This window comes from Pseudomonas sp. 67(2021) (assembly GCF_017491835.1).
Lineage (GTDB): Bacteria > Pseudomonadota > Gammaproteobacteria > Pseudomonadales > Pseudomonadaceae > Aquipseudomonas > Aquipseudomonas atacamensis.
Genome location: NZ_JAFGYL010000023.1, coordinates 26,228 through 45,140 on the forward strand (window position 1 = coordinate 26,228; position 18,913 = coordinate 45,140).

The 18,913-nt window shown below is 61.6% G+C and carries 20 protein-coding genes; 11 read left to right on the forward strand and 9 right to left on the reverse strand.

The window, feature by feature from the left end; all coding sequences use genetic code 11:
* The first annotated feature begins 81 nt into the window (after nt 1-81).
* Nucleotides 82-2,835, forward strand: coding sequence for a response regulator (locus J5M66_RS22795; protein WP_073472548.1), 2,754 nt, complete (start codon nt 82-84; stop codon nt 2,833-2,835).
* Between the two features lie 81 nt (nt 2,836-2,916).
* The gene (locus tag J5M66_RS22800; RefSeq protein ID WP_197892568.1) at nt 2,917-3,906 is read left to right on the forward strand and encodes a 2-hydroxyacid dehydrogenase; all 990 of its coding nucleotides are present in this window, start codon (nt 2,917-2,919) and stop codon (nt 3,904-3,906) included.
* Nucleotides 3,907-3,912: 6 nt separating this feature from the next.
* Here J5M66_RS22800 and J5M66_RS22805 read toward each other — a convergent pair whose 3' ends face one another.
* Nucleotides 3,913-4,371 carry a hypothetical protein gene (locus J5M66_RS22805; RefSeq protein WP_123443633.1) on the reverse strand — a complete coding sequence of 153 codons (459 nt, stop codon included), beginning with the start codon at nt 4,369-4,371 and terminating at the stop codon, nt 3,913-3,915.
* A 134-nt stretch (nt 4,372-4,505) separates the two neighbouring features.
* Between J5M66_RS22805 and J5M66_RS22810 the strand changes: the two genes are divergently transcribed.
* Both J5M66_RS22810 and J5M66_RS22815 read left to right on the forward strand, forming a co-directional pair.
* Complete coding sequence (locus tag J5M66_RS22810) at nt 4,506-4,940, forward strand: hypothetical protein (RefSeq protein ID WP_024013971.1); 435 nt, start codon at nt 4,506-4,508, stop codon at nt 4,938-4,940.
* Complete coding sequence (locus J5M66_RS22815; RefSeq protein WP_123443634.1) at nt 4,940-5,344, forward strand: META domain-containing protein; 405 nt, start codon at nt 4,940-4,942, stop codon at nt 5,342-5,344. The genes J5M66_RS22810 and J5M66_RS22815 overlap by 1 nt, the downstream gene beginning before the upstream one ends.
* Nucleotides 5,345-5,488: 144 nt before the next feature.
* On the opposite strand, the gene J5M66_RS22820 is transcribed toward J5M66_RS22815, so the two are convergent.
* On the reverse strand, nt 5,489-5,953 hold the full coding sequence (locus J5M66_RS22820; RefSeq protein ID WP_123443635.1) for a TlpA disulfide reductase family protein: 465 nt from the start codon (nt 5,951-5,953) through the stop codon (nt 5,489-5,491).
* 113 nt (nt 5,954-6,066) lie between these two features.
* Between J5M66_RS22820 and arsC the strand changes: the two genes are divergently transcribed.
* Genes arsC through J5M66_RS22835 form a run of 3 tightly spaced genes read left to right on the forward strand, consistent with a single transcriptional unit; the run spans nt 6,067 to nt 7,438 of the window.
* Nucleotides 6,067-6,420, forward strand: a complete 354-nt coding sequence (gene arsC, locus J5M66_RS22825; protein WP_130911305.1) for an arsenate reductase (glutaredoxin) — start codon at nt 6,067-6,069, stop codon at nt 6,418-6,420.
* The gene (wrbA, locus tag J5M66_RS22830; protein WP_041479575.1) at nt 6,417-7,013 is read left to right on the forward strand and encodes an NAD(P)H:quinone oxidoreductase; all 597 of its coding nucleotides are present in this window, start codon (nt 6,417-6,419) and stop codon (nt 7,011-7,013) included. Before arsC ends, wrbA begins: the two co-directional genes overlap by 4 nt.
* Nucleotides 7,013-7,438 (forward strand): DUF2069 domain-containing protein, encoded by a 426-nt coding sequence (locus J5M66_RS22835; RefSeq protein ID WP_206421717.1) that lies wholly within the window; start codon nt 7,013-7,015, stop codon nt 7,436-7,438. The genes wrbA and J5M66_RS22835 overlap by 1 nt, the downstream gene beginning before the upstream one ends.
* A 135-nt stretch (nt 7,439-7,573) precedes the next feature.
* Here the strand turns inward: J5M66_RS22835 and J5M66_RS22840 are convergent, their stop codons facing one another.
* Nucleotides 7,574-8,248 carry a DNA-3-methyladenine glycosylase I gene (locus J5M66_RS22840; protein ID WP_016773632.1) on the reverse strand — a complete coding sequence of 225 codons (675 nt, stop codon included), beginning with the start codon at nt 8,246-8,248 and terminating at the stop codon, nt 7,574-7,576.
* A gap of 166 nt (nt 8,249-8,414) precedes the next feature.
* Complete coding sequence (gene ttcA, locus J5M66_RS22845) at nt 8,415-9,239, reverse strand: tRNA 2-thiocytidine(32) synthetase TtcA (protein ID WP_056788114.1); 825 nt, start codon at nt 9,237-9,239, stop codon at nt 8,415-8,417.
* Nucleotides 9,240-9,664: 425 nt separating this feature from the next.
* On the opposite strand from ttcA, the gene J5M66_RS22850 reads away from it, so the two are divergent.
* Both J5M66_RS22850 and J5M66_RS22855 read left to right on the forward strand, forming a co-directional pair.
* Nucleotides 9,665-10,267 carry a Yip1 family protein gene (locus J5M66_RS22850; protein ID WP_016773629.1) on the forward strand — a complete coding sequence of 201 codons (603 nt, stop codon included), beginning with the start codon at nt 9,665-9,667 and terminating at the stop codon, nt 10,265-10,267.
* 147 nt (nt 10,268-10,414) lie between these two features.
* The gene (locus J5M66_RS22855; protein WP_024013976.1) at nt 10,415-10,909 is read left to right on the forward strand and encodes a SprT family zinc-dependent metalloprotease; all 495 of its coding nucleotides are present in this window, start codon (nt 10,415-10,417) and stop codon (nt 10,907-10,909) included.
* A 109-nt stretch (nt 10,910-11,018) separates the two neighbouring features.
* Here the strand turns inward: J5M66_RS22855 and J5M66_RS22860 are convergent, their stop codons facing one another.
* The gene (locus J5M66_RS22860; protein ID WP_206421716.1) at nt 11,019-12,200 is read right to left on the reverse strand and encodes a CaiB/BaiF CoA-transferase family protein; all 1,182 of its coding nucleotides are present in this window, start codon (nt 12,198-12,200) and stop codon (nt 11,019-11,021) included.
* A 145-nt stretch (nt 12,201-12,345) separates the two neighbouring features.
* Nucleotides 12,346-13,680, reverse strand: coding sequence for a dicarboxylate/amino acid:cation symporter (locus J5M66_RS22865; protein ID WP_122707473.1), 1,335 nt, complete (start codon nt 13,678-13,680; stop codon nt 12,346-12,348).
* A gap of 347 nt (nt 13,681-14,027) precedes the next feature.
* Here J5M66_RS22865 and J5M66_RS22870 point away from each other — a divergent pair, with 347 nt between their 5' ends.
* Nucleotides 14,028-15,026, forward strand: coding sequence for an AraC family transcriptional regulator (locus J5M66_RS22870; RefSeq protein ID WP_207809742.1), 999 nt, complete (start codon nt 14,028-14,030; stop codon nt 15,024-15,026).
* Nucleotides 15,027-15,121: 95 nt separating this feature from the next.
* On the opposite strand, the gene J5M66_RS22875 is transcribed toward J5M66_RS22870, so the two are convergent.
* The 3 genes from J5M66_RS22875 to J5M66_RS22885 all read right to left on the reverse strand — a co-directional run bounded on the left by J5M66_RS22875 (nt 15,122) and on the right by J5M66_RS22885 (nt 17,896).
* Nucleotides 15,122-16,468 carry an ATP-binding protein gene (locus J5M66_RS22875; RefSeq protein ID WP_024013980.1) on the reverse strand — a complete coding sequence of 449 codons (1,347 nt, stop codon included), beginning with the start codon at nt 16,466-16,468 and terminating at the stop codon, nt 15,122-15,124.
* On the reverse strand, nt 16,465-17,142 hold the full coding sequence (locus J5M66_RS22880) for a response regulator transcription factor (RefSeq protein ID WP_016773623.1): 678 nt from the start codon (nt 17,140-17,142) through the stop codon (nt 16,465-16,467). The genes J5M66_RS22875 and J5M66_RS22880 overlap by 4 nt, the downstream gene beginning before the upstream one ends.
* A 148-nt stretch (nt 17,143-17,290) precedes the next feature.
* The gene (locus tag J5M66_RS22885) at nt 17,291-17,896 is read right to left on the reverse strand and encodes a hypothetical protein (RefSeq protein WP_206421715.1); all 606 of its coding nucleotides are present in this window, start codon (nt 17,894-17,896) and stop codon (nt 17,291-17,293) included.
* 143 nt (nt 17,897-18,039) lie between these two features.
* Here J5M66_RS22885 and J5M66_RS22890 point away from each other — a divergent pair, with 143 nt between their 5' ends.
* Nucleotides 18,040-18,831, forward strand: a complete 792-nt coding sequence (locus J5M66_RS22890) for a dienelactone hydrolase family protein (RefSeq protein WP_207809744.1) — start codon at nt 18,040-18,042, stop codon at nt 18,829-18,831.
* The last annotated feature ends 82 nt before the right edge of the window (nt 18,832-18,913 follow it).

Below are 18,913 nucleotides of genomic sequence, written 5' to 3' on the forward strand. Positions count from 1 at the left end.
CTGCAAATCGCTACACTGCGCCCATGTCGCGTGCCGGATGCACGCATGTGTCAACAGATCAGCGGGATGCGGGAGATAGGCGTGCTCAAGAAACTGGGAATCAAAGGTCGCGTGCTGTTGCTGACCTTGTTGCCGACCAGCCTGATGGCGCTGGTGCTGGGTGGCTATTTCACCTGGACGCAGCAGACCGACCTGCACAGCCAATTGATGCAGCGCGGCGAAATGATCGCCGAGCAACTGGCGCCGCTGGTGGCGCCGGCGATGGGTCACGGCGACGCCGATCTGCTTGAACGCATCGCCACCCAGTCCCTTGAACAACCCGACGTGCGTGCGGTGACTTTCCTCGCGGCGGACCGCTCGCCACTGGCCCACGCCGGCCCGACCATGCTCAATCAGGCCCCGAGCGGCGACAGCGCGCTGCTGCAACGACGCAGCGGCAATGACGCAACGCGCTACCTGATGCCGGTGTTCGGCAAGCATCGCAACCTCGCCGGCGAAATCATTCCCGAAGAATCCGAACGCCTGCTCGGCTGGGTCGAGCTGGAGCTGTCGCACAACGGCATGTTGCTGCGCGGCTATCGCAGCCTGTTCGCCAGCCTGCTGCTGATCGCCGCCGGACTTGCCGGCGCCGCCCTCCTCGCGTTGCGCATGGGCCGCACCATCAACCGTCCGCTGAGCCAGATCAAACAAGCGGTTGCGCAACTCAAGGACGGTCATCTGGAAACCCGCTTGCCGCCGCTCGGCAGTCAGGAACTGGATGAACTGGCCTCCGGCATCAACCGCATGGCCGGCACCCTGCAGAACGCTCGCGAAGAATTGCAGCACAGCGTCGATCAGGCCACGGAGGACGTGCGGCAAAACCTGGAAACCATCGAGATCCAGAACATCGAACTGGACCTGGCGCGCAAAGAAGCGCTGGAAGCCAGCCGGATCAAATCCGAGTTCCTCGCCAACATGAGCCACGAGATCCGCACGCCGCTCAACGGCATTCTCGGCTTTACCCACCTGTTGCAGAAAAGCGAACTGACCCCGCGCCAGCTCGACTATCTGGGCACCATCGAAAAGTCCGCCGACAGCCTGTTGGGAATCATCAACGAGATTCTCGACTTCTCGAAAATCGAGGCCGGCAAACTGGTACTCGATCACATTCCGTTCAACCTGCGCGACCTGCTGCAAGACACCCTGACCATTCTCGCCCCGGCCGCGCACGCCAAGCAGCTTGAGCTGGTCAGCCTGGTCTATCGCGATACGCCGCTGTCGCTGGTCGGCGATCCGCTGCGCCTGAAGCAGATCCTCACCAATCTGGTCAGCAACGCGATCAAGTTCACCCGCGAAGGCACCATCGTCGCCCGGGCGATGCTCGAAGACGAACACGAAGACAGCGTGCAACTGCGCATCAGCATTCAGGACACCGGCATCGGCCTGTCGAGTCAGGATGTCCGCGCGCTGTTCCAAGCCTTCAGTCAGGCCGACAATTCGCTGTCGCGCCAACCCGGCGGTACCGGGCTGGGGCTGGTGATTTCCAAGCGCCTGATCGAACAGATGGGCGGCGAGATCGGCGTCGACAGCACGCCGGGCGAGGGCTCGGAATTCTGGATCAGCCTGAGCCTGCCCAAGACCCGCGACGATGCCGAAGACCTGCCCGCCGCGCCGCTGCTCGGGCGCCGTGTGGCGGTGCTGGAAAACCACGAACTGGCGCGTCAGGCCTTGCAACATCAGCTGGAAGACTGCGGACTGCAAGTTACGCCGTTCAATACTCTGGAGAGCCTGAGCAATGGCGTCACCGGCGCGCATCAGACCGATCAGGCGATCGATCTGGCGGTGATCGGCATCACCAGCAACGACATGCTCCCGGAACGCTTGAACCAGCACATCTGGGACCTCGAACACCTGGGCTGCAAAGTGCTGGTGCTGTGCCCGACCACCGAACAGACGCTGTTTCACCTGTCGGTGCCCAACCCGCACAGCCAGCTTCAGGCCAAACCGGCGTGTACGCGCAAATTGCGCCGGGCGCTGTCCGATCTGGTCAATCCGCGCCAGACCCGCAGCGAACCGGGCGAGCCGCTGTCCAGCCGTGCGCCGCGCGTGCTGTGTGTCGACGACAACCCGGCGAATCTGTTGCTGGTGCAGACCCTGCTCGAAGACATGGGCGCCCGCGTGCTCGCGGTCGAAAGCGGTTACGCGGCCGTCAAAGCCGTGCAGAGCGAATCTTTCGATCTGGTGCTGATGGACGTGCAGATGCCGGGCATGGACGGTCGCCAGACCACTGAAACCATTCGCCAGTGGGAAAGCGAGCGGCATTGCACACCGCTGCCGATCGTTGCGCTCACGGCCCACGCGATGGCCAATGAAAAACGCGCGCTGCTGCAAAGCGGCATGGACGACTACCTGACCAAACCGATCAGCGAACGGCAACTGGCGCAGGTGGTGTTGAAGTGGACCGGACTAGCCCTGCGCAATCAGGCGCCGGAGCGCAGCGGCGACAGCGCGGCGAGTCAGCAGGAACTGCCAGTGCTCGATCACGAAGAAGGCTTGCGTCTGGCGGCCGGTAAGGCGGATCTGGCGGCGGACATGCTCGCCATGCTGCTGGCGTCGCTGGAAGCCGACCGCGAAGCGATACGCGCAGCGCGTGACAGCCACGACCAGAATGCCCTGCTTGAACGCGTGCACCGCTTGCACGGCGCGACCCGTTATTGCGGCGTGCCGCAACTGCGCGCCGCCTGCCAGCGCAGCGAAACGCTGCTCAAGCAGGACGATCCGAAAGCCGCCGCCGCACTGGATGAACTGGAGCGTTCGATCAATCGACTCGCGGCGCAGGCGCGCATCAGCGCCTGATCCACGGCAAGGCACGGCGCGCGCAAAGCGCTACAGTTGTCGCGGGCCATTGCGGCCCGCGTCGATGTTCCAGGAGGATTCATGCGCACGATCATTTTCAGTAGCCAGACCTACGACCGCGACAGCTTTCTCGGCGCCGACTGCCCGGCCGGGCTTGAACTGCATTTTCAAGCGGCGCGGCTCAGCCTCGATACGGCGGCGCTGGCCGAGCAACACGAAGTGGTCTGCGCGTTCATCAATGACGACCTCAGCGCCCCGGTGCTCGAACGCCTCGCTGCCGGTGGCACGCGGCTGATTGCCCTGCGTTCGGCGGGTTACAACCATGTCGACTTGCCAGCGGCGAAACGCCTTGGCCTGGCCGTGGTTCGTGTGCCGGCCTACTCGCCGCACGCCGTGGCCGAACATGCGGTGGCGCTGATCCTCGCCCTCAATCGTCGCTTGCATCGCGCCTACAACCGCACCCGCGAAGGTGATTTCAGCCTGCATGGCCTGACCGGTTTCGATCTGGTCGGCAAAACCGTCGGCATCGTCGGCACGGGGCAGATCGGCGCCACCTTCGCGAAAATCATGCACGGCTTCGGCTGTGAATTGCTCGCCTACGATCCGTATCCCAACCCCGAGGTGCTGGCGTTGGGCGCACGTTATCTGAGCCTGCCGGAATTGCTCGCGCAGTCGCGGATCATCAGTCTGCATTGCCCGCTCAACGAACAGAGCAAGCACCTGATCAATCGCGACTCACTGGCGCACATGCAGGCCGGGGCGATGCTGATCAACACCGGGCGTGGCGGGCTGGTGGACACGCCAGCGCTGATCGACGCGCTCAAGGACGGCCAACTCGGTTATCTGGGGCTGGATGTTTACGAGGAAGAGGCGCAGCTGTTTTTCGAGGATCGCTCCGACCTGCCGTTGCAGGACGATGTGTTGGCGCGTCTGCTGACGTTTCCCAACGTGATCATCACCGCGCATCAGGCGTTTCTGACCCGCGAGGCGCTGGGCGCGATTGCCGCGACCACCCTGCACAACATCGCGACCTGGGCGGCAGGTGCGCCGCAGAACCAGGTCGAGGGTTGAACGGTTTTACTTGGACAGCGAAGACGCCAGGATCAGCAAGCCCAGCCAGCCAAAACCGAGCAGGCGCTGCTTGCTCGAATGGCCGTTGCGCAGCAGGAACCAGACGAAAAACGCTGGCAACAGAAACACCATGATTTTCAGCCAGCCTTCCACCGGGCGACTGCCATCGGCGTTGAGCGGTTGTTGCGCCTGACGCGCCTGTTCTGCGGCCTGCTGACGACGGCGACGCCCTGCTGCCGCCGGCATCACTTTGGGCAGCGGCTCGGCCACTGGTGGCGCAACCGCCTCGGGCACAGCCTTGTTGCGAGGCAGGCTGCCGAAGGAGATTGTCGCGGGCTGCGCCGCTGCCGCCGCGGACTGCGCCTGCATGGAGGCGTGTTCGGCCATCGGGGCGCCGCAGTGAATGCACACCAGCGCTTCGGAACTGATGCTCCGCTTGCATTCATAACATTCGATCAGCGCCATGTTCCGTTCCTTCAGATTCGGGGGCCGGCAGTTTGCCATGACTGTCGGCGCATTTGAACCGGATCGAAGGTCGCACGCGCGCATCATTCTGCAATCGAGCCCGTGCTAGCATGTCGCGCATATTTGGAGGACCCATGGTCGAACACGATTTCCGCTACACCCTGATGAACCCGCAACACACCCTCACCGAATGCCGCGCCCTGGTTCCAGGCCGCTATCAGGTGACCGGCAACGGTGGCTCGATCCGTATCGGCGATGCCCTGTTGGTCACGCTCAAAGGCAGCAAGGATTTGTCCATGCGCCTGACCGTCGACACGGTCCGCCACTTGATCAATCCGCCAGGCCAATGGACCGCGATGACCACAGGCCCGGTGTTCGGCGAACTGGCCATTCACACCTGGCAGGTCAACTGCGACAGCTGCGCGAAAGAGCTGAGCTTCGAATTCGCCGTGGATGCCAAACTCGGCAAGTCCGCCGAGAAACCCGCCGCCACCGCGCGCATCGCCGAGCTGGGCTGGAAAGCCGTCGGCGACAGGCACCTTTGCCCGAAATGCCAGGAGCCTGCGTGATGAAACGCCTCGCCCTGACCGCACTGATCGGTGTCGGCCTGGTAGGTTGCGCCGCAGAGCCGGTGCAACTGCAGCACAACCGCAGCTACATTCTGGAATGGATCGGCGAGCGGCCACTGATGGATTACAGCCATCTGACCGTGACCCTTGGCGATGACGGCCGCGCCTACGGCAACGGCGGCTGCAACCATTGGTTCGCGCCTTACACGCAGGACGGCGACAAGCTGAGCTTCGGCAAGATCGGCAAGACCCGCAAGCTCTGCGCCCCGGCGTTGATGGAGCAGGAACAACGCTTTTTGCAGGCGCTGGAAAAAGTCGAGCGCTGGGACATTTCGCCCATCGAGCAGGTGCGCTTCTGGCCGGCTCAAGGCAAACCGTTGCGCTGGTGGCTGGAAGAGGGCTGAGCCCTTCTATGCCCGCAGGGGGTTACCTGTGGTGAGGGGATTCATCCCCGTTGGGTCGCGAAGCGGCCCCCTGCGCAGTTCCAGGCGAACTGCAAATTCAGGGCTGCTACGCAGCCCAACGGGGATGAATCCCCTCGCCACAGGTTACTTGTTCCGCAACGCCTCCAGCTTCGCCAGCACCCCCGCCGCCGTCTGCTCGCCGAGCAACTGCTCACGCACCTTGCCCTTGTCATCGATGATGAACGTCACCGGCAGCGCCTCACTGCGCGGCAGGTCGAACAGCTCGGCCGGATCCTGCGCCAGCACGGTGAACTTGATGCCGAGTTTTTCGCTCGCCTCTTTCAGCTCCGCGCCCTGAACGTTGTCGAAGTTGACCCCGAACACACCGACGTTCTTGCTCTTGAGCTCATCAGCCAAATGATTCAACTCGGGAATTTCCGTGCGGCACGGGCCACACCATTCGGCCCAGTAATTGAGCACCACCCACTGCTTGTCCAGACGTTCGGACGCTACCTTCTGGCCGTTCTGGTCGATGCCGTAATCATTGCCGCAGCCCCCCAGCATCAACGCCCCGATTATCGTCAATGCCGCTGCCAATCGCCGTGTCATGTCGTGTTCCTTGTGAAAATTCGAAAGCGCCTGCGACCCATCGCCTCTGACGGTTCTGGATTGCGCGCCGCACAGTTAGAATAGCCGCCACTTTACGCCAGAAGCGACCCGCCATGACCGATCTGACGCTTTATCACAATCCGCGCTGCTCGAAATCCCGCGGCGCGCTGGAACTGCTTGAAGCCCGCGGCTTGACTCCGACTGTCGTGCGCTACCTGGAAACGCCGCTCAGCGCCGCGCAGATCAAGGCCCTGCTCGGCAAGCTCGGGATCAGCGCGCGGCAGCTGCTGCGCAGCGGTGAAGAGGAATACAAAACCCTGAACCTGGCCGACGCCAGCCTCAGCGAGCAGCAATTGATCGACGCCATCGCCGCACACCCGAAACTCATGGAGCGGCCGATTCTGGAAGTCGGCGACAAGGCCGTCATCGGTCGCCCACCGGAAAACGTGCTGGAGTTGTTGCCATGAGCACGCCGTACATTCTGGTTCTCTATTACAGCCGCAACGGTTCGACCAACGAGATGGCCCGGCAGATCGCCCGGGGCATCGAGCAGGCCGGAATGGAAGCGCGTCTGCGCACAGTGCCGGCGATTTCCACCGAGTGCGAAGCGGTGGCGGCGGAGATTCCCGCTGAGGGCGCGCTCTACGCCAGCCTCGATGATCTGAAGAACTGCGCCGGCCTCGCCTTGGGCAGTCCGACGCGTTTCGGCAACATGGCCGCGCCGCTCAAGTACTTCCTCGACGGCACCAGCAACCTCTGGCTGACCGGCGCGCTGGTCGGCAAACCGGCCGGCGTGTTCACCTCCACCGCCAGCCTGCACGGCGGTCAGGAAACCACGCTGTTGTCGATGATGTTGCCGCTGTTGCATCACGGCATGTTGATCACCGGCCTGCCCTACAGTGAATCGGCCCTGCTCGAAACCGAAGGTGGCGGCACGCCTTATGGCGCCAGCCATCACGCCGGTGCCGACGGCAAGAACGGTCTCGACCAGCACGAAGTGGCGCTGTGTCGCGCACTCGGTCTGCGTCTGGCGAAAACCGCGCAGAAGCTGGTGGGCTGATGGCGAAGAAGCCGAAAGTCCTGCCCTCGACAGAGTGGCTTGAGCCACGGGTCAAGGCGATGCGCGTGCTCAGCCTGCTGAGCTTTTTCGCCCTCGCCGGCTTGCTCGCTGTTTATTACCTGGTGTTCGCCGATCTGCATGGCGCGCGGCCGTGGGTGATTCTGCTGGTCGAGCTGATCCCGTGGCTGGTGCTCGCCCCGGCGATGATCATGGGCAGCGCCCGTGGCCATTCGTGGATGTGTTTTGTGGTGAACCTGTATTTCATCAAAGGCGCCCTGGCGGCGTACGACCCCAACCGGCAGCTGTTCGGCCTGCTGGAAATGGCCGCGAGCCTGGCGGTATTCTGCTCGGCGCTGTTGTATGTGCGCTGGCGCTATCAGTTGAATCGCAAATTGGCGGGTGAAGGCGAGATCAGCGTCGCCTGACCGATCGCCATCAGTTGCTACACCGATCGTTCCCACGCTCTGCGTGGGAACGCATCCAGAGACGCTCTGCGTCTCAGGGACGCGGAGCGTCCCGGGCGGCGTTCCCACGCGGAGCATGGGAACGATCAGATTGACTTAATGGTTGACGGTATAGGCGAGCATCATCGAAATCTGGCTCATCGGCCGTCCGCCGCTCTGTTCGTGCCATTGGTTGAACGCGTTTTGCACCGTCGCCAGATCACGCTGGCTGGTCGGCACTTTGTCGACGATCTTCTGTGCATTCAACGCTGCGACCACGTCGTAGCTCGGCACGAACGTGTCCTTGCCGACCATGCGCAAAAAGCGTGGCGCCGACAGCCCGCCGAGTTGGTGGCCGTGCTTTTTCAGGTAGGTCCACAGACCGACGATATCGGTCACCGGCCAGTCGGCGATCAGCGCGCCGAAGCTGCCCTTGTCCTTTTCCACATCGAGAATGAACTGCGCATTGCGCGGCACGCTTTTCAGTTTGCCGAGGTGGCGGATGATCCGCGCGTCCTGCATCAGGCGCTCAAGGTGTTCGGCGCTCATCAGCACGACTTTTTCCGGATCGAACTTGAAGAACACCTCTTCGAACGCCGGCCACTTGGCGTCGACCAGGCTGTGCTTGAGCCCGGCGCGAAAAACCCGCAGGGCCATGGTCGAGAGGTAGCGGTCGTCGCGGATCTTGCGCAGTTGTGCGGGGGTCTTGGGAACGGGCAGATGGGCTTCCAGTTCAGCCGCCGAACCGAAACGGTTCAGACAGTATTCGTGCAGCCACTTGTAATCGCGCATGCCCTCTCCTGAGGTTTGGAAATGAATAACACCTGCAGAAGCAGGCCCCTGTGGCGAGGGGATTCATCCCCGCTGGGCTGCGCAGCAGACCCGAGATTTTGGGGCCGCTTCGCGCCCCAGCGGGGATGAATCCCCTCGCCACAGGGCTCGCTTCTACAGGTTGTGTTTACAGATTGACGACATTGACGAAACGCGAAGCCGCGGTTTCGTCGATCTTCAGGCTGGTGAAGTCGAACAGGTTGCGGTCGGCCAGTTGCGACGGCACCACGTTCTGCAGGCTGCGGAAAATCGATTCGGTGCGGCCCGGGGTCTTGCGGTCCCAGTCCTGGAGCATTTCCTTGACCACCTGGCGCTGCAGATTTTCCTGCGAGCCGCAGAGGTTGCACGGGATGATCGGGAATTGCTTGAGGTCCGAGTAGGCCTGAATGTCCTTCTCGTTGCAGTACGCCAGCGGGCGAATCACCACGTTGCGGCCGTCGTCGGCGCGCAGCTTCGGCGGCATCGCTTTCAGGGTGCCGTTGAAGAACATGTTGAGGAAGAACGTTTCGACGATGTCGTCGCGGTGATGACCGAGGGCCATTTTCGTCGCGCCGATTTCGTCAGCGAAGGTGTAAAGCGTGCCGCGACGCAGGCGCGAGCACAGCGAACAGGTGGTCTTGCCTTCCGGCACCAGTTCCTTGACCACCGAGTAAGTGTCTTTCTCGACGATGTGATACTCAATGCCCAACTCTTTCAGGTAGGCCGGCAGCACGTGCTCGGGAAAGCCCGGCTGTTTCTGGTCCATGTTCACCGCGACGATGTCGAACTTGATCGGTGCAACCTTCTGCAGGTGCATCAGCACGTCAAGCATGGTGTAGCTGTCCTTGCCCCCGGACAGGCAGACCATAACCTTGTCGCCATCTTCGATCATGTTGAAATCGGCGATCGCTTCGCCGGCCAGGCGGCGCAGGCGCTTTTGCAGTTTGTTCTGGTTGACCGTAAGAGTGCCCATGACGCGAAATCCGTGAGGTGTGACGAAAGGCCGGCATTTTACGCAAAAACCCCAGTAGCGCGAAGCATCTGTGGCGAGGGGATTTATCCCGGCTGGGTTGCGAAGCAGCCCCAATACCTGAGAACTCGTATTGCCTGACACTACGCGCTGAATGGGCTGGCGACTGCTGCGCAGCCGAACGGGGATAAATCCCCTCGCCACAAAAGTGTTTCAACCTCATAAATGCCTTCACCGCAAGACTCCGAGGCGATTACCCACCCCGTTTACAGCGCGATTTGCTCTAAGCCCGGCATACCGGTGCGCTGGAGTCCTTTCTATACTGCGACATAAGGTCGCACACATCTGAAGACCTGTATTTGCTCGGCCATCTTGGCCCGTAGGCGCTCCGTGGGGGGGCGATGGCAATGACAAGAGGAGTGAATGGCATGATCCATCACGTAGTGGGACTGTTTACCCACCCCGATCAGGAATGGAAGGAGATCCGTGGCGACCAAGAGGAAAGCATCAGCCACATGTACCTGACGCACACGCTGATTCTGGCGGCGATCCCCGCTGTCTCGGCGTTCATCGGCACGACCCAGGTCGGCTGGGTGATCGGCAATCGCGCGCCGGTGATGCTCACGTTTGAAAGCGCTCTGTGGATGACCATCATGTCGTACCTGGCGATGCTCGGCGGGGTCGCGGTGATGGGCGCCTTCGTGCACTGGATGGCGCGCACCTATGACGCCAATCCAAGCCTGGCCCGTTGCGTGGCGTTTGCCACATACACCGCGACACCGTTGTTCGTCGGCGGTCTGGCGGCGCTGTATCCGCACATGTGGCTGGGGATGATCGTCGGCACGGCGGCCATCTGCTATACGGTGTATCTGTTGTATGTCGGCCTGCCGACCTTCATGAACATCCCTTCGGATGAAGGTTTTCTGTTTTCCAGCTCGGTGCTCGCGGTTGGGCTGGTGGTGCTGGTGGCGATCATGGCGTTCACCGTGATTGTCTGGGGCCTGGGTGTCGGCCCGGTCTATACCAACTGACCTGTTTCCTCCCTGAGAAAAACAACATCTGCCAATACAGGCCGCCGCAAGGCGGCCTTCTCGTTGGGCGACGACCATTCGGCAGGTCGGCGATTCGCAAGTCGCCGGGGTTGCGGCATACTCGGCGCCTCTGGAGATCCATCAAGCATGCCCGAGCAACTCAATACCCGCGTCGAAGACTGTTACCAACTCGCTGAATCCTTTTTCAAACGTTCCTTCAAACGCCCCGTCGTCAGTCTCAAGCTGCGCGGGCAGAAAGCCGGTGTCGCGCATCTGCACGAGAACCTGCTGCGCTTTAATCCGCAGCTGTACCGGGAAAACACCGAGCACTTCCTCAAGCAGACCGTCGCTCACGAAGTCGCTCACCTGATCGCTCATCAACTGTTCGGCGACCGCATCCAGCCCCATGGCGAGGAGTGGCAACTGATCATGCGCGGCGTCTACGAATTGCCGCCGGATCGCTGCCACACCTATGAAATCAAGCGGCGCAGCGTGACCCGCTATATCTACAAATGCCCGTGCCCCGACAGTGATTTCCCGTTTACCGCCCAGCGTCATGGCCTGGTGCGGCAAGGGCGGCGGTATCTGTGCCGGCGCTGCCGCAGTACGCTGGTGTTCAGTGGTGAGATGCGGGTGGAATAGTTGGTTCCTGGGTTGTATTGACTGACCCCTTCGCGAGCAGGCTCGCTCCCACAGGGGAATGCATTTCAATGTGGGAGCGAGCCTGCTCGCGAAGGCGGCGGCATGGGCGCTACAGAATCACCTTGGCCGAACGCAACTCGGCGATCCGCTCAGCACTCAAGCCCAACTCCCCCAACACCTCATCCGTATGCTGCCCCAAACCGGCGCCAACATGTCTTGGCGCCGGCAACGCCTCAGAAAATTTCAACGGACAAGCCATCTGCGCCTGCGTCGTGCCATCGCCGCGCGGTACCTGGGTCACCAGCTCCCGCGCCTGCATTTGCGGGTGGCGCAACGCCTCGCCCAGACTCAGTACCGGCTCGACACAGGCATCGACCCCGGCGAACAACTCACACAGTTCTGCAAAATCATGCCGCTCGAATTCAATGCGCAACGCCTCTTTCAAGGCCTGTTGTTGCTCAGGCCTGGGCGACAACCCTTGCGCGGCCAGTTCCGGCCGGCCCAGCGCCGTGCACAATTGCTGCATGAAGGCCGGCTCCAGACTGCCCACCGACATCCAGCGCCCATCCCGGGTACGGTAATAATCGTAAAAGCTGCCGCCATTGAGCATCTGGTCTTCCCGGCCCGGTTCCGCGCCGCAGGCCAGATAGCCAGCGCCGGCCATGGCGTTCAGGCTGAACGCGCAGTCGGTCATGCTCACATCCAGATGGGTGCCCTGCCCGGTTTGCTGACGGGCAATCACCGCTGCCAGCAAGCCGATCACGCCGTGTAGCGAGCCGCCCGCCACGTCCGCCACCTGCATGCCCAGCGGCAACGGCCCGCTGTCGGCGCGCCCGGTATAGCTGGCAAGCCCGGCCAGCGCCAGATAGTTGATGTCATGCCCGGCGCGTTCCTTGTACGGCCCGGTCTGGCCGTAACCGCTGATCGACACATAAATCAGCTTTGGATTGATCGCTTTCAACGCTTCATAACCCAGGCCCAGGCGCTCCATCACCCCGGGGCGAAACTGCTCGAGCACGATGTCGTACTCGCCCAGCAGTTGCTTGATGATCTCCAACGCTTCGGGCTGTTTGAGATCCAGCGCCAGACTGCGCTTGTTGCGGTTCAGATAAGCGTGGCTGGCCGAGACCCCGCCATCATGCGGCGGCAGCACCCGCAGCAGATCCATACGGGTTGGCGATTCGATGCGCAGCACCTCGGCGCCCATGTCCGCCAGCAGCAACGAGGCGAACGGGCCCGGCAGCAAGGTGGAGAAATCGAGAATCTTCAGTGAGGCCAGCGGTGCAGACATGGGCGAACTCCTTGGGCGATGTACTCAGCCTAGGCAGCCATCGCCGATGCGGCAATCACCGCAAATGTCAGCAGGTGTGACCGTTGCGCTCAAATTCCGGGGGCAAAAAAACCCGCCGAGGCGGGTTTTTCTGTGCAAGCGATGCTTACTTCACATTGCTCGGGGTTGGGCCTTCAGCCACACCCAGGTCGTCTTCTTCACGCTCATCGGAGATACCGCGACCGCCGGAAGCCAGCTCGGTCTGCAGTTGATCGGTGTCCAGTTCCTTGACCCACTTGGCGACGACGATGGTCGCTACAGCGTTACCGACCAGGTTGGTCAGTGCGCGGGCTTCAGACATGAAACGGTCGATACCGAGGATCAGCGCCAGACCGGCAACCGGCAGGTGACCTACCGCCGACAGTGTCGCGGCCAGGACGATGAAGCCCGAACCGGTCACACCCGCCGCGCCTTTGGAGGACAGCAGCAGTACCAGCAGCAGGGTGATCTGGTGGGTGATGTCCATGTGCGTGTCAGTCGCCTGGGCGATGAACACGGCGGCCATGGTCAGGTAGATCGAAGTACCGTCGAGGTTGAACGAGTAACCGGTCGGGATCACCAGACCCACTACCGATTTCTTCGCGCCCAGACGCTCCATCTTGATCAGCATGCGTGGCAGTGCCGATTCCGACGAGGACGTACCCAGTACGATCAACAGTTCTTCACGGATGTAGCGCACCAGCTTGAATACGCTGAAACCGTGAGCCCGGCAGATCGCACCCAGCACCAGCACGACGAACAGGACGCAGGTGATGTAGAAGCAGATCATCAACTGGCCCAGTTGCACCAGCGAGCCGACACCGTAGGCACCGATGGTGAACGCCATGGCACCGAACGCACCCAGCGGCGCCAGTTTCATGATCATGTTGATGATGTTGAACATCACGTGGGCGAAGCGATCGATCATGTCCAGCAGCGGACGACCGTACGAACCCAGGCGATGCAGGGCGTAGCCGAAGATCACCGAGAACATCAGCACTTGCAGGATGTCACCGGTGGCGAACGCGCCGACGATGGTGTTCGGGATCACATTGAGGAGGAAACCGACAATGCTCTGGTCTTTACTGGCCGTCACGTAGGTGGCGATTTTCGAGGCGTCGAGGGTGGTGACGTCGATGTGCATGCCGGCGCCCGGTTGCACAACGTTGACCACGATCAGACCGATCAGCAGGGCAATGGTGGAAACGATTTCGAAGTACAGCAGCGCGTAGCCGCCGGTCTTGCCTACCGACTTCATGTTCTGCATGCCGGCGATGCCGCTGACAACAGTACAGAAGATGATCGGGGCGATGACCATTTTGATCAGCTTGATGAAGCCGTCACCCAGTGGCTTGAGGGCCACACCGGTCTGCGGATAGAAGTGACCAAGCAGGATGCCGATGGCGATGGCAACGATCACCTGGAAATACAGGGATTTGTACAGTGGCTGACGAGTCGTCATTGCAGGTTTCCTCAAGCGTCCAGCGGCAACATCCATCTGTCGAGCGCTGAACCTTAATTGCGAACCCTCCTGCACTGGAGGGATTTGTTGTTGGAACGGCATTTTTCCCGGTCGGAGAAATGCACGCTTCTGTCGCTTGTATCGCAAACGTCGTGCCAGATTGGTGCGAATGGCAGCAAGCCTTTTGATATCAGGGGCTGGGGGATTTTCCTGTCACCAATCAGTGACTTGAGGCATGGCGGATTTCCGCCAACTGAGCGTTCGGCGTCCTGCAATTTGGCGGAAATCCGCCTTGTGGCGTTGCCGGCCCGCCGTTACGATCGGTGCCTGAACAAGGATTGCCGCTTATGCGCGAACGCACCATCGCCAGCCATTTCGCCCGTGCCGCCCTTGGCGGCGCACGCCGGCGCGGCCTGGATTATTCAGGTCTGTTGCAGCAACTGGGGATCAGCCCGGAGTTGCTCGACGAACCCCGCGCGCGGATTGCCCCGGAGCAGTTCACCCGGCTGATTCAAGGGCTGTGGCTGGCGCTGGACGACGAATACCTGGGTTTCGGCAGCGCGCCGAGCAAGCCCGGCAGCTTCGCCATGATGTGCCACGCCTCGATTCACTGCCGCAACCTGGAGAAGGCTCTGCAACGTGGCTTGTTGTTTTACAGCCTGTTCCCCGACTCCCCACGCCTGACCCTGCGCCGCGAAGACGAATGGGTGCGTTTGAGTCTGGACGACGCGCAGTGGTGGGACCCGGATCGTTTTCTCAGCGAGAGTCTGTTGGTGATCTGGCACCGCCTCGGCAGTTGGCTGATCGGCCAGCGGATACGCCTTGAGCAGGCAACCTTCAGCTATCCGCGCCCCGAGCACGGCAGCGAATACGACCTGCTGTTCCCCTGCCCGCTGACCTTTGATGCCGAGCAAAGCAGCCTGCTGTTTCACAGTCGCTACCTGGCAATGCCGCTGTTGCAGGACGAACGCACGCTCAAGCACTTCCTCGAACGCTCCCCCGCCGACCTGCTCTCACGCCCGGACGACGGCGACAGCCTGAGCAGCCGTCTGCGCCGCTTGCTCAGTCGCGACGCTGCGCACTGGCCTGATCTGGAAGCGGTTGCGGCGCATCTGCATATCAGCCCGCAGACCTTGCGCCGGCACTTGCGCGAGGAAGGCACCAGTTTTCAGGAGCTGAAAGATCAGCTGCGGCGGGATATCGCCATCTATCATCTGGGCCGCGCGGATCTGTCGTTGCAGCAGATTGCCGAGCAGCTCGGGTTCTCTGAGCCTTCGGCGTTTCACCGGGCATTCAAGAAATGGACGGGGCTGACACCGGGGGCTTATCGGGCACAGGAGTTGTGAAGTCAGACGCCTTCGCGAGCAGGCTCGCTCCCACAGGAGAATGCTTTTCAAGGCGGGATCGAGCCTGCTCGCGAAGAGGCTGGCACTGCCAACCTTCACACCGCAGGAAAATGAATCCTGAACGCCGCCCCGCCCATCGGTGAATCGCCCAAAGCCAAACGCGCGTTGTAGCTTTCGATGATGTCCTTGACCACCGCCAGCCCGATGCCCTGCCCGGGATGCTGGGCGTCCAGCCGTTCGCCACGCTCAAGAATCCGCGCACGCTGATCGAGTGGCACACCCGGGCCATCGTCCTCGACACACAACTCGATCCCGGCCAGTGATTCGCGCACGCTGACCCGCACTTCGCCGAGGCACAGGCGGTAGGCGTTTTCCAGCAGGTTACCGAGCATTTCCAGCAGGGCGCCCTGCTCGATCGGCACGTAGCAATGCTCCGGCAGATCAAAGGTCACGCGCACATGTTTGTCGCGGTAGACCTTGTCCAGCGTATCGCAGAGGCTTTTGAGCACTGGTTGCAGGCGCACCTGATGGCGCACCAGGCCGCTTTTGCGCAGGCTGGCCCGTTGCAGTTGGTAGCTGATCTGCTGGCTCATGCGTTCGATCTGACTTTGCAGAACCCACGCCTGATCACGGTCTTCAGGGCGCTGGGCCATGTCTTCGCTGACGCCTTGCAGCACCGCCAACGGGGTTTTCAGGCTGTGGGCGAGGTCGTCGAGGGAGTCGCGGTAGCGGCTGCGTTGCTGGCGTTCGCTGAGCAGCAAGCGGTTGAGCGAGCCGGTCAGGCGCAGCAGTTCACGCGGGTGTTTTTCCGTCAGGCTTTCGCGGGTGCCGCCTTCGATTTCGTCGAGTTCCTGGCTCAAGCGGCGCAAGGCCTTGAGGCCCCAGGTCAGGCCGATCCACAGCAATGCCAGCAAAACCAGCAATGCCGCGCCGAAGCCCAGATAGAGGTTTTCCCGCAGGCCTTCGAGGGTGGTTTCGTATTCACGCACCGGTTGCAGAGCAACGATGCTGAACGCTGCGCTTTTGCCGCCGAGCAATTTGACTTCGACGTCGTAGACGAAGAACTCCTGACCGCTGGCTTCACGAATCCGCGCGAACTCGTTGCCGAGGCCGTCGTAGCGCGGTTTGTAGTTGATCTGTTCTTCCTGGGTGGCTTTCGAGCGCCACACCAGTTTGCCGTCGCGGTCGTAGATATAGCCGAGCAAGCGGAAATCGGTGAGGTTGAAACGCTCGTCGGGCAATTGCGACGGCATCACCAGCCGACCGTTTTCCACCCGCGCGGCGGAGATCAATGTGGTGACGTCGGAGGCCAGGCGTTGTTCGATCGAGTCCTGCAAGGCAAGGCTGAACGCGCCCTGCATCGCCGGCAACAAAGCGAGCATGAACAACACCGCCAACGTGGTGGCGGCGAGCATCAAGCGAACGCGAAGGGAACGGATCAAGTGCAGCGCTCATTGAACAGGTAGCCAAGGCCGCGCACGGTGTCGATCGGTTTGAACCCGGCCGGGCCTTCGAGCTTGCGGCGCAGACGGCCGACCAGCACTTCGATGACATTCGGATCGCGCTCGTCGTCATCCGGATACAGCTGCTCCATCAAGCGATCCTTGGGCACCACCTGCTGATGGTGGCGCATGAGGTATTCGAGGATGCGGTATTCGTAAGCGGTCAGCGCCAGCGGTTGTTCATCGAGGCTGGCCTGTTTGCGATTGAGGTCGAGCAGCAACGGCCCGGCAACGATGGTCGACTGGGTGAAGCCGCTGGAGCGGCGCAGCAATGCGTTCAGGCGTGCGTCGAGTTCTTCGAACTGGAACGGCTTCACTACGTAATCGTCGGCACCGGCGGCGAGTCCTTCAACCTTGTCCTGCCAGTTGCCGCGCGCAGTGAGTATGAGGATCGGGAAGGTCTTGCCGCCCGAGCGCAACTGGCGGATCAGGTCGAGGCCGCCCATGCCCGGCAGGCCGAGATCGATCACCGCCAGATCGAAGTTGTACTGGCCGGTCTGGTACAGCGCCTCCTCGGCATTGGCCACGGACTCGACCACATGACCGCTTTCCGTCAGGCGGGTTTGCAGGTGATGACGCAACAGCGCCTCGTCTTCGACGACCAACAGTTTCATGCCTTTCTCCCTATCACTTGAACTCTCCAGGCAACTACCTGTGGGAGCGAGCCTGCTCGCGAATACGGTGGATCAGCCAAGCAAGTGTCGGCTGATACACCCCTTTCGCGAGCAGGCTCGCTCCCACACTTCAATCGGCGACAACCGCTTAGAAATAGTAGTTGGCCGACAGGTAGGTCTGCGCGCTGCTGGTCAAGTCCAGCGAGCCCTGTTTGCTGCCGCCGCTGTCTTTCATTTCGGTGCTGGCGTTGCTGCGCAGGTAACGGTAACCGAGTTCTATCGAGGTGTTCTGCGAAACTTGCTGCAACACACCGACCTGGCCACCGATGGCGTAACCGATGTCGCTGTCACGGCTGAAACCCGGCGAATCCTGCGTCAGCTTGGTCAGACCGGCCGTGGCGCCACCGAACAACTTGGTGCTGCCGCCCACCGGGTAGAACAGGTCATAGCTGCCGAGCAGATTTTCCTGGCGCAGTTTAACGCCATTGTGCGAGCCGGAAACGTTGTCGTAGGTGGCGTAGTAGCGGCCCTGGCTGTTTTGCTGACCGAGGCGCATGCCGTAGGTGTTGTTGCCGTCGATGGCCCCGGTGACGTTGGGGTTGCCGAGATTGTTGTTGAGCGCGTGGGACTTGTCGATCTTGTCGCTGGTCTGGCCGAACGTCAGGCCGGCGAAGTTGCTGGTGTCGTCGGCGTTGGCCGCGATGCTGGAGCCTAACAGGGTAAAAGCCAGCAGCAATTTGTTTAAACGAGTCATGGGTATTTCCTCTTTCACAGTGCTGTTTGGGTATGGCGCAAGGTTACTGAGCCGCCCCTGTACGGCCCCTGAACCGTCTCTGAACCTGACCTGAACCGGATCGACTAGGCTGTTCTGACCACTTTCAATAAGGAGACCCGACCATGCGCCTGTTCCTCGCCCTCACTTTGCTGGCAGTCAGCAGCTTCACCCAGGCTGCGATCAAGACTGAAGAAATCCCCTACCAAAGCGCCGACGGCAGCCAACTGATCGGCTACTACGCCTACGACGACGCGATCAAAGGCCCACGCCCCGGCGTTGTCGTGGTTCACGAATGGTGGGGGCTGAACGATTACGCCAAGCGCCGCGCGCGGGATCTTGCCGAACTCGGCTACAGCGCTCTGGCCATCGATATGTACGGTGAAGGCAAAAACACCGAGCACCCGAAAGACGCCATGGCCTTCATGCAGGCAGCGACCAAGGATGCCGATGCCGCCAGTAAACGCTTCGCCGCCGGGCTCGATCTGTTGAAGAAGCAAAAGCAGACCGACCCGAACAGGATCGCCGCCATCGGCTATTGCTTCGGTGGCGCCGTGGTGCTGAATGCGGCGCGTCAGGGTGTGCCGCTGGCCGGCGTGGTGAGTTTCCATGGCGCGCTGGCAACCAAGACCCCGGCGACTCCGGGCAGCGTCAAGGCGAAAATCCTCGTCGAGCACGGTGCGCTGGACAGCATGGTCACTCAGGACCACGTCACCGCCTTCAAGTCAGAGATGGACAAGGCCGGGGCGGACTACCAGTTCGTCAGTCTGGATGGCGCCAAGCATGGTTTCAGCAATCCGGATGCCGATCGTTTGAGCCATGGCGAGCATGGCGGGCCGGACATTGGTTACAACAAGGCGGCGGATGAAAAATCCTGGGCGGATATGCAGGCGTTCTTCAAGAAGATTTTCGGCTGAGTCAGTAGCGACCGAGGCGCGGCCTTCGCGAGCAGACTCGCTCCCACATTGGATCCCTGTCGCACAGAAAATCCCCTGTGGA

What these genes read in the sequence shown, in the direction of transcription:
- J5M66_RS22800 (WP_197892568.1), top strand. Translation starts at nt 2,917, where the DNA reads ATGCGCACGATCATTTTCAGTAGCCAGACCTACGACCGCGACAGCTTT.
- J5M66_RS22805 (WP_123443633.1), bottom strand. Translation starts at nt 4,371, where the DNA reads ATGGCGCTGATCGAATGTTATGAATGCAAGCGGAGCATCAGTTCCGAA.
- J5M66_RS22810 (WP_024013971.1), top strand. Translation starts at nt 4,506, where the DNA reads ATGGTCGAACACGATTTCCGCTACACCCTGATGAACCCGCAACACACC.
- J5M66_RS22815 (WP_123443634.1), top strand. Translation starts at nt 4,940, where the DNA reads ATGAAACGCCTCGCCCTGACCGCACTGATCGGTGTCGGCCTGGTAGGT.
- J5M66_RS22820 (WP_123443635.1), bottom strand. Translation starts at nt 5,953, where the DNA reads ATGACACGGCGATTGGCAGCGGCATTGACGATAATCGGGGCGTTGATG.
- arsC (WP_130911305.1), top strand. Translation starts at nt 6,067, where the DNA reads ATGACCGATCTGACGCTTTATCACAATCCGCGCTGCTCGAAATCCCGC.
- wrbA (WP_041479575.1), top strand. Translation starts at nt 6,417, where the DNA reads ATGAGCACGCCGTACATTCTGGTTCTCTATTACAGCCGCAACGGTTCG.
- J5M66_RS22835 (WP_206421717.1), top strand. Translation starts at nt 7,013, where the DNA reads ATGGCGAAGAAGCCGAAAGTCCTGCCCTCGACAGAGTGGCTTGAGCCA.
- J5M66_RS22840 (WP_016773632.1), bottom strand. Translation starts at nt 8,248, where the DNA reads ATGCGCGATTACAAGTGGCTGCACGAATACTGTCTGAACCGTTTCGGT.
- ttcA (WP_056788114.1), bottom strand. Translation starts at nt 9,239, where the DNA reads ATGGGCACTCTTACGGTCAACCAGAACAAACTGCAAAAGCGCCTGCGC.
- J5M66_RS22850 (WP_016773629.1), top strand. Translation starts at nt 9,665, where the DNA reads ATGATCCATCACGTAGTGGGACTGTTTACCCACCCCGATCAGGAATGG.
- J5M66_RS22855 (WP_024013976.1), top strand. Translation starts at nt 10,415, where the DNA reads ATGCCCGAGCAACTCAATACCCGCGTCGAAGACTGTTACCAACTCGCT.
- J5M66_RS22860 (WP_206421716.1), bottom strand. Translation starts at nt 12,200, where the DNA reads ATGTCTGCACCGCTGGCCTCACTGAAGATTCTCGATTTCTCCACCTTG.
- J5M66_RS22865 (WP_122707473.1), bottom strand. Translation starts at nt 13,680, where the DNA reads ATGACGACTCGTCAGCCACTGTACAAATCCCTGTATTTCCAGGTGATC.
- J5M66_RS22870 (WP_207809742.1), top strand. Translation starts at nt 14,028, where the DNA reads ATGCGCGAACGCACCATCGCCAGCCATTTCGCCCGTGCCGCCCTTGGC.
- J5M66_RS22880 (WP_016773623.1), bottom strand. Translation starts at nt 17,142, where the DNA reads ATGAAACTGTTGGTCGTCGAAGACGAGGCGCTGTTGCGTCATCACCTG.
- J5M66_RS22885 (WP_206421715.1), bottom strand. Translation starts at nt 17,896, where the DNA reads ATGACTCGTTTAAACAAATTGCTGCTGGCTTTTACCCTGTTAGGCTCC.
- J5M66_RS22890 (WP_207809744.1), top strand. Translation starts at nt 18,040, where the DNA reads ATGCGCCTGTTCCTCGCCCTCACTTTGCTGGCAGTCAGCAGCTTCACC.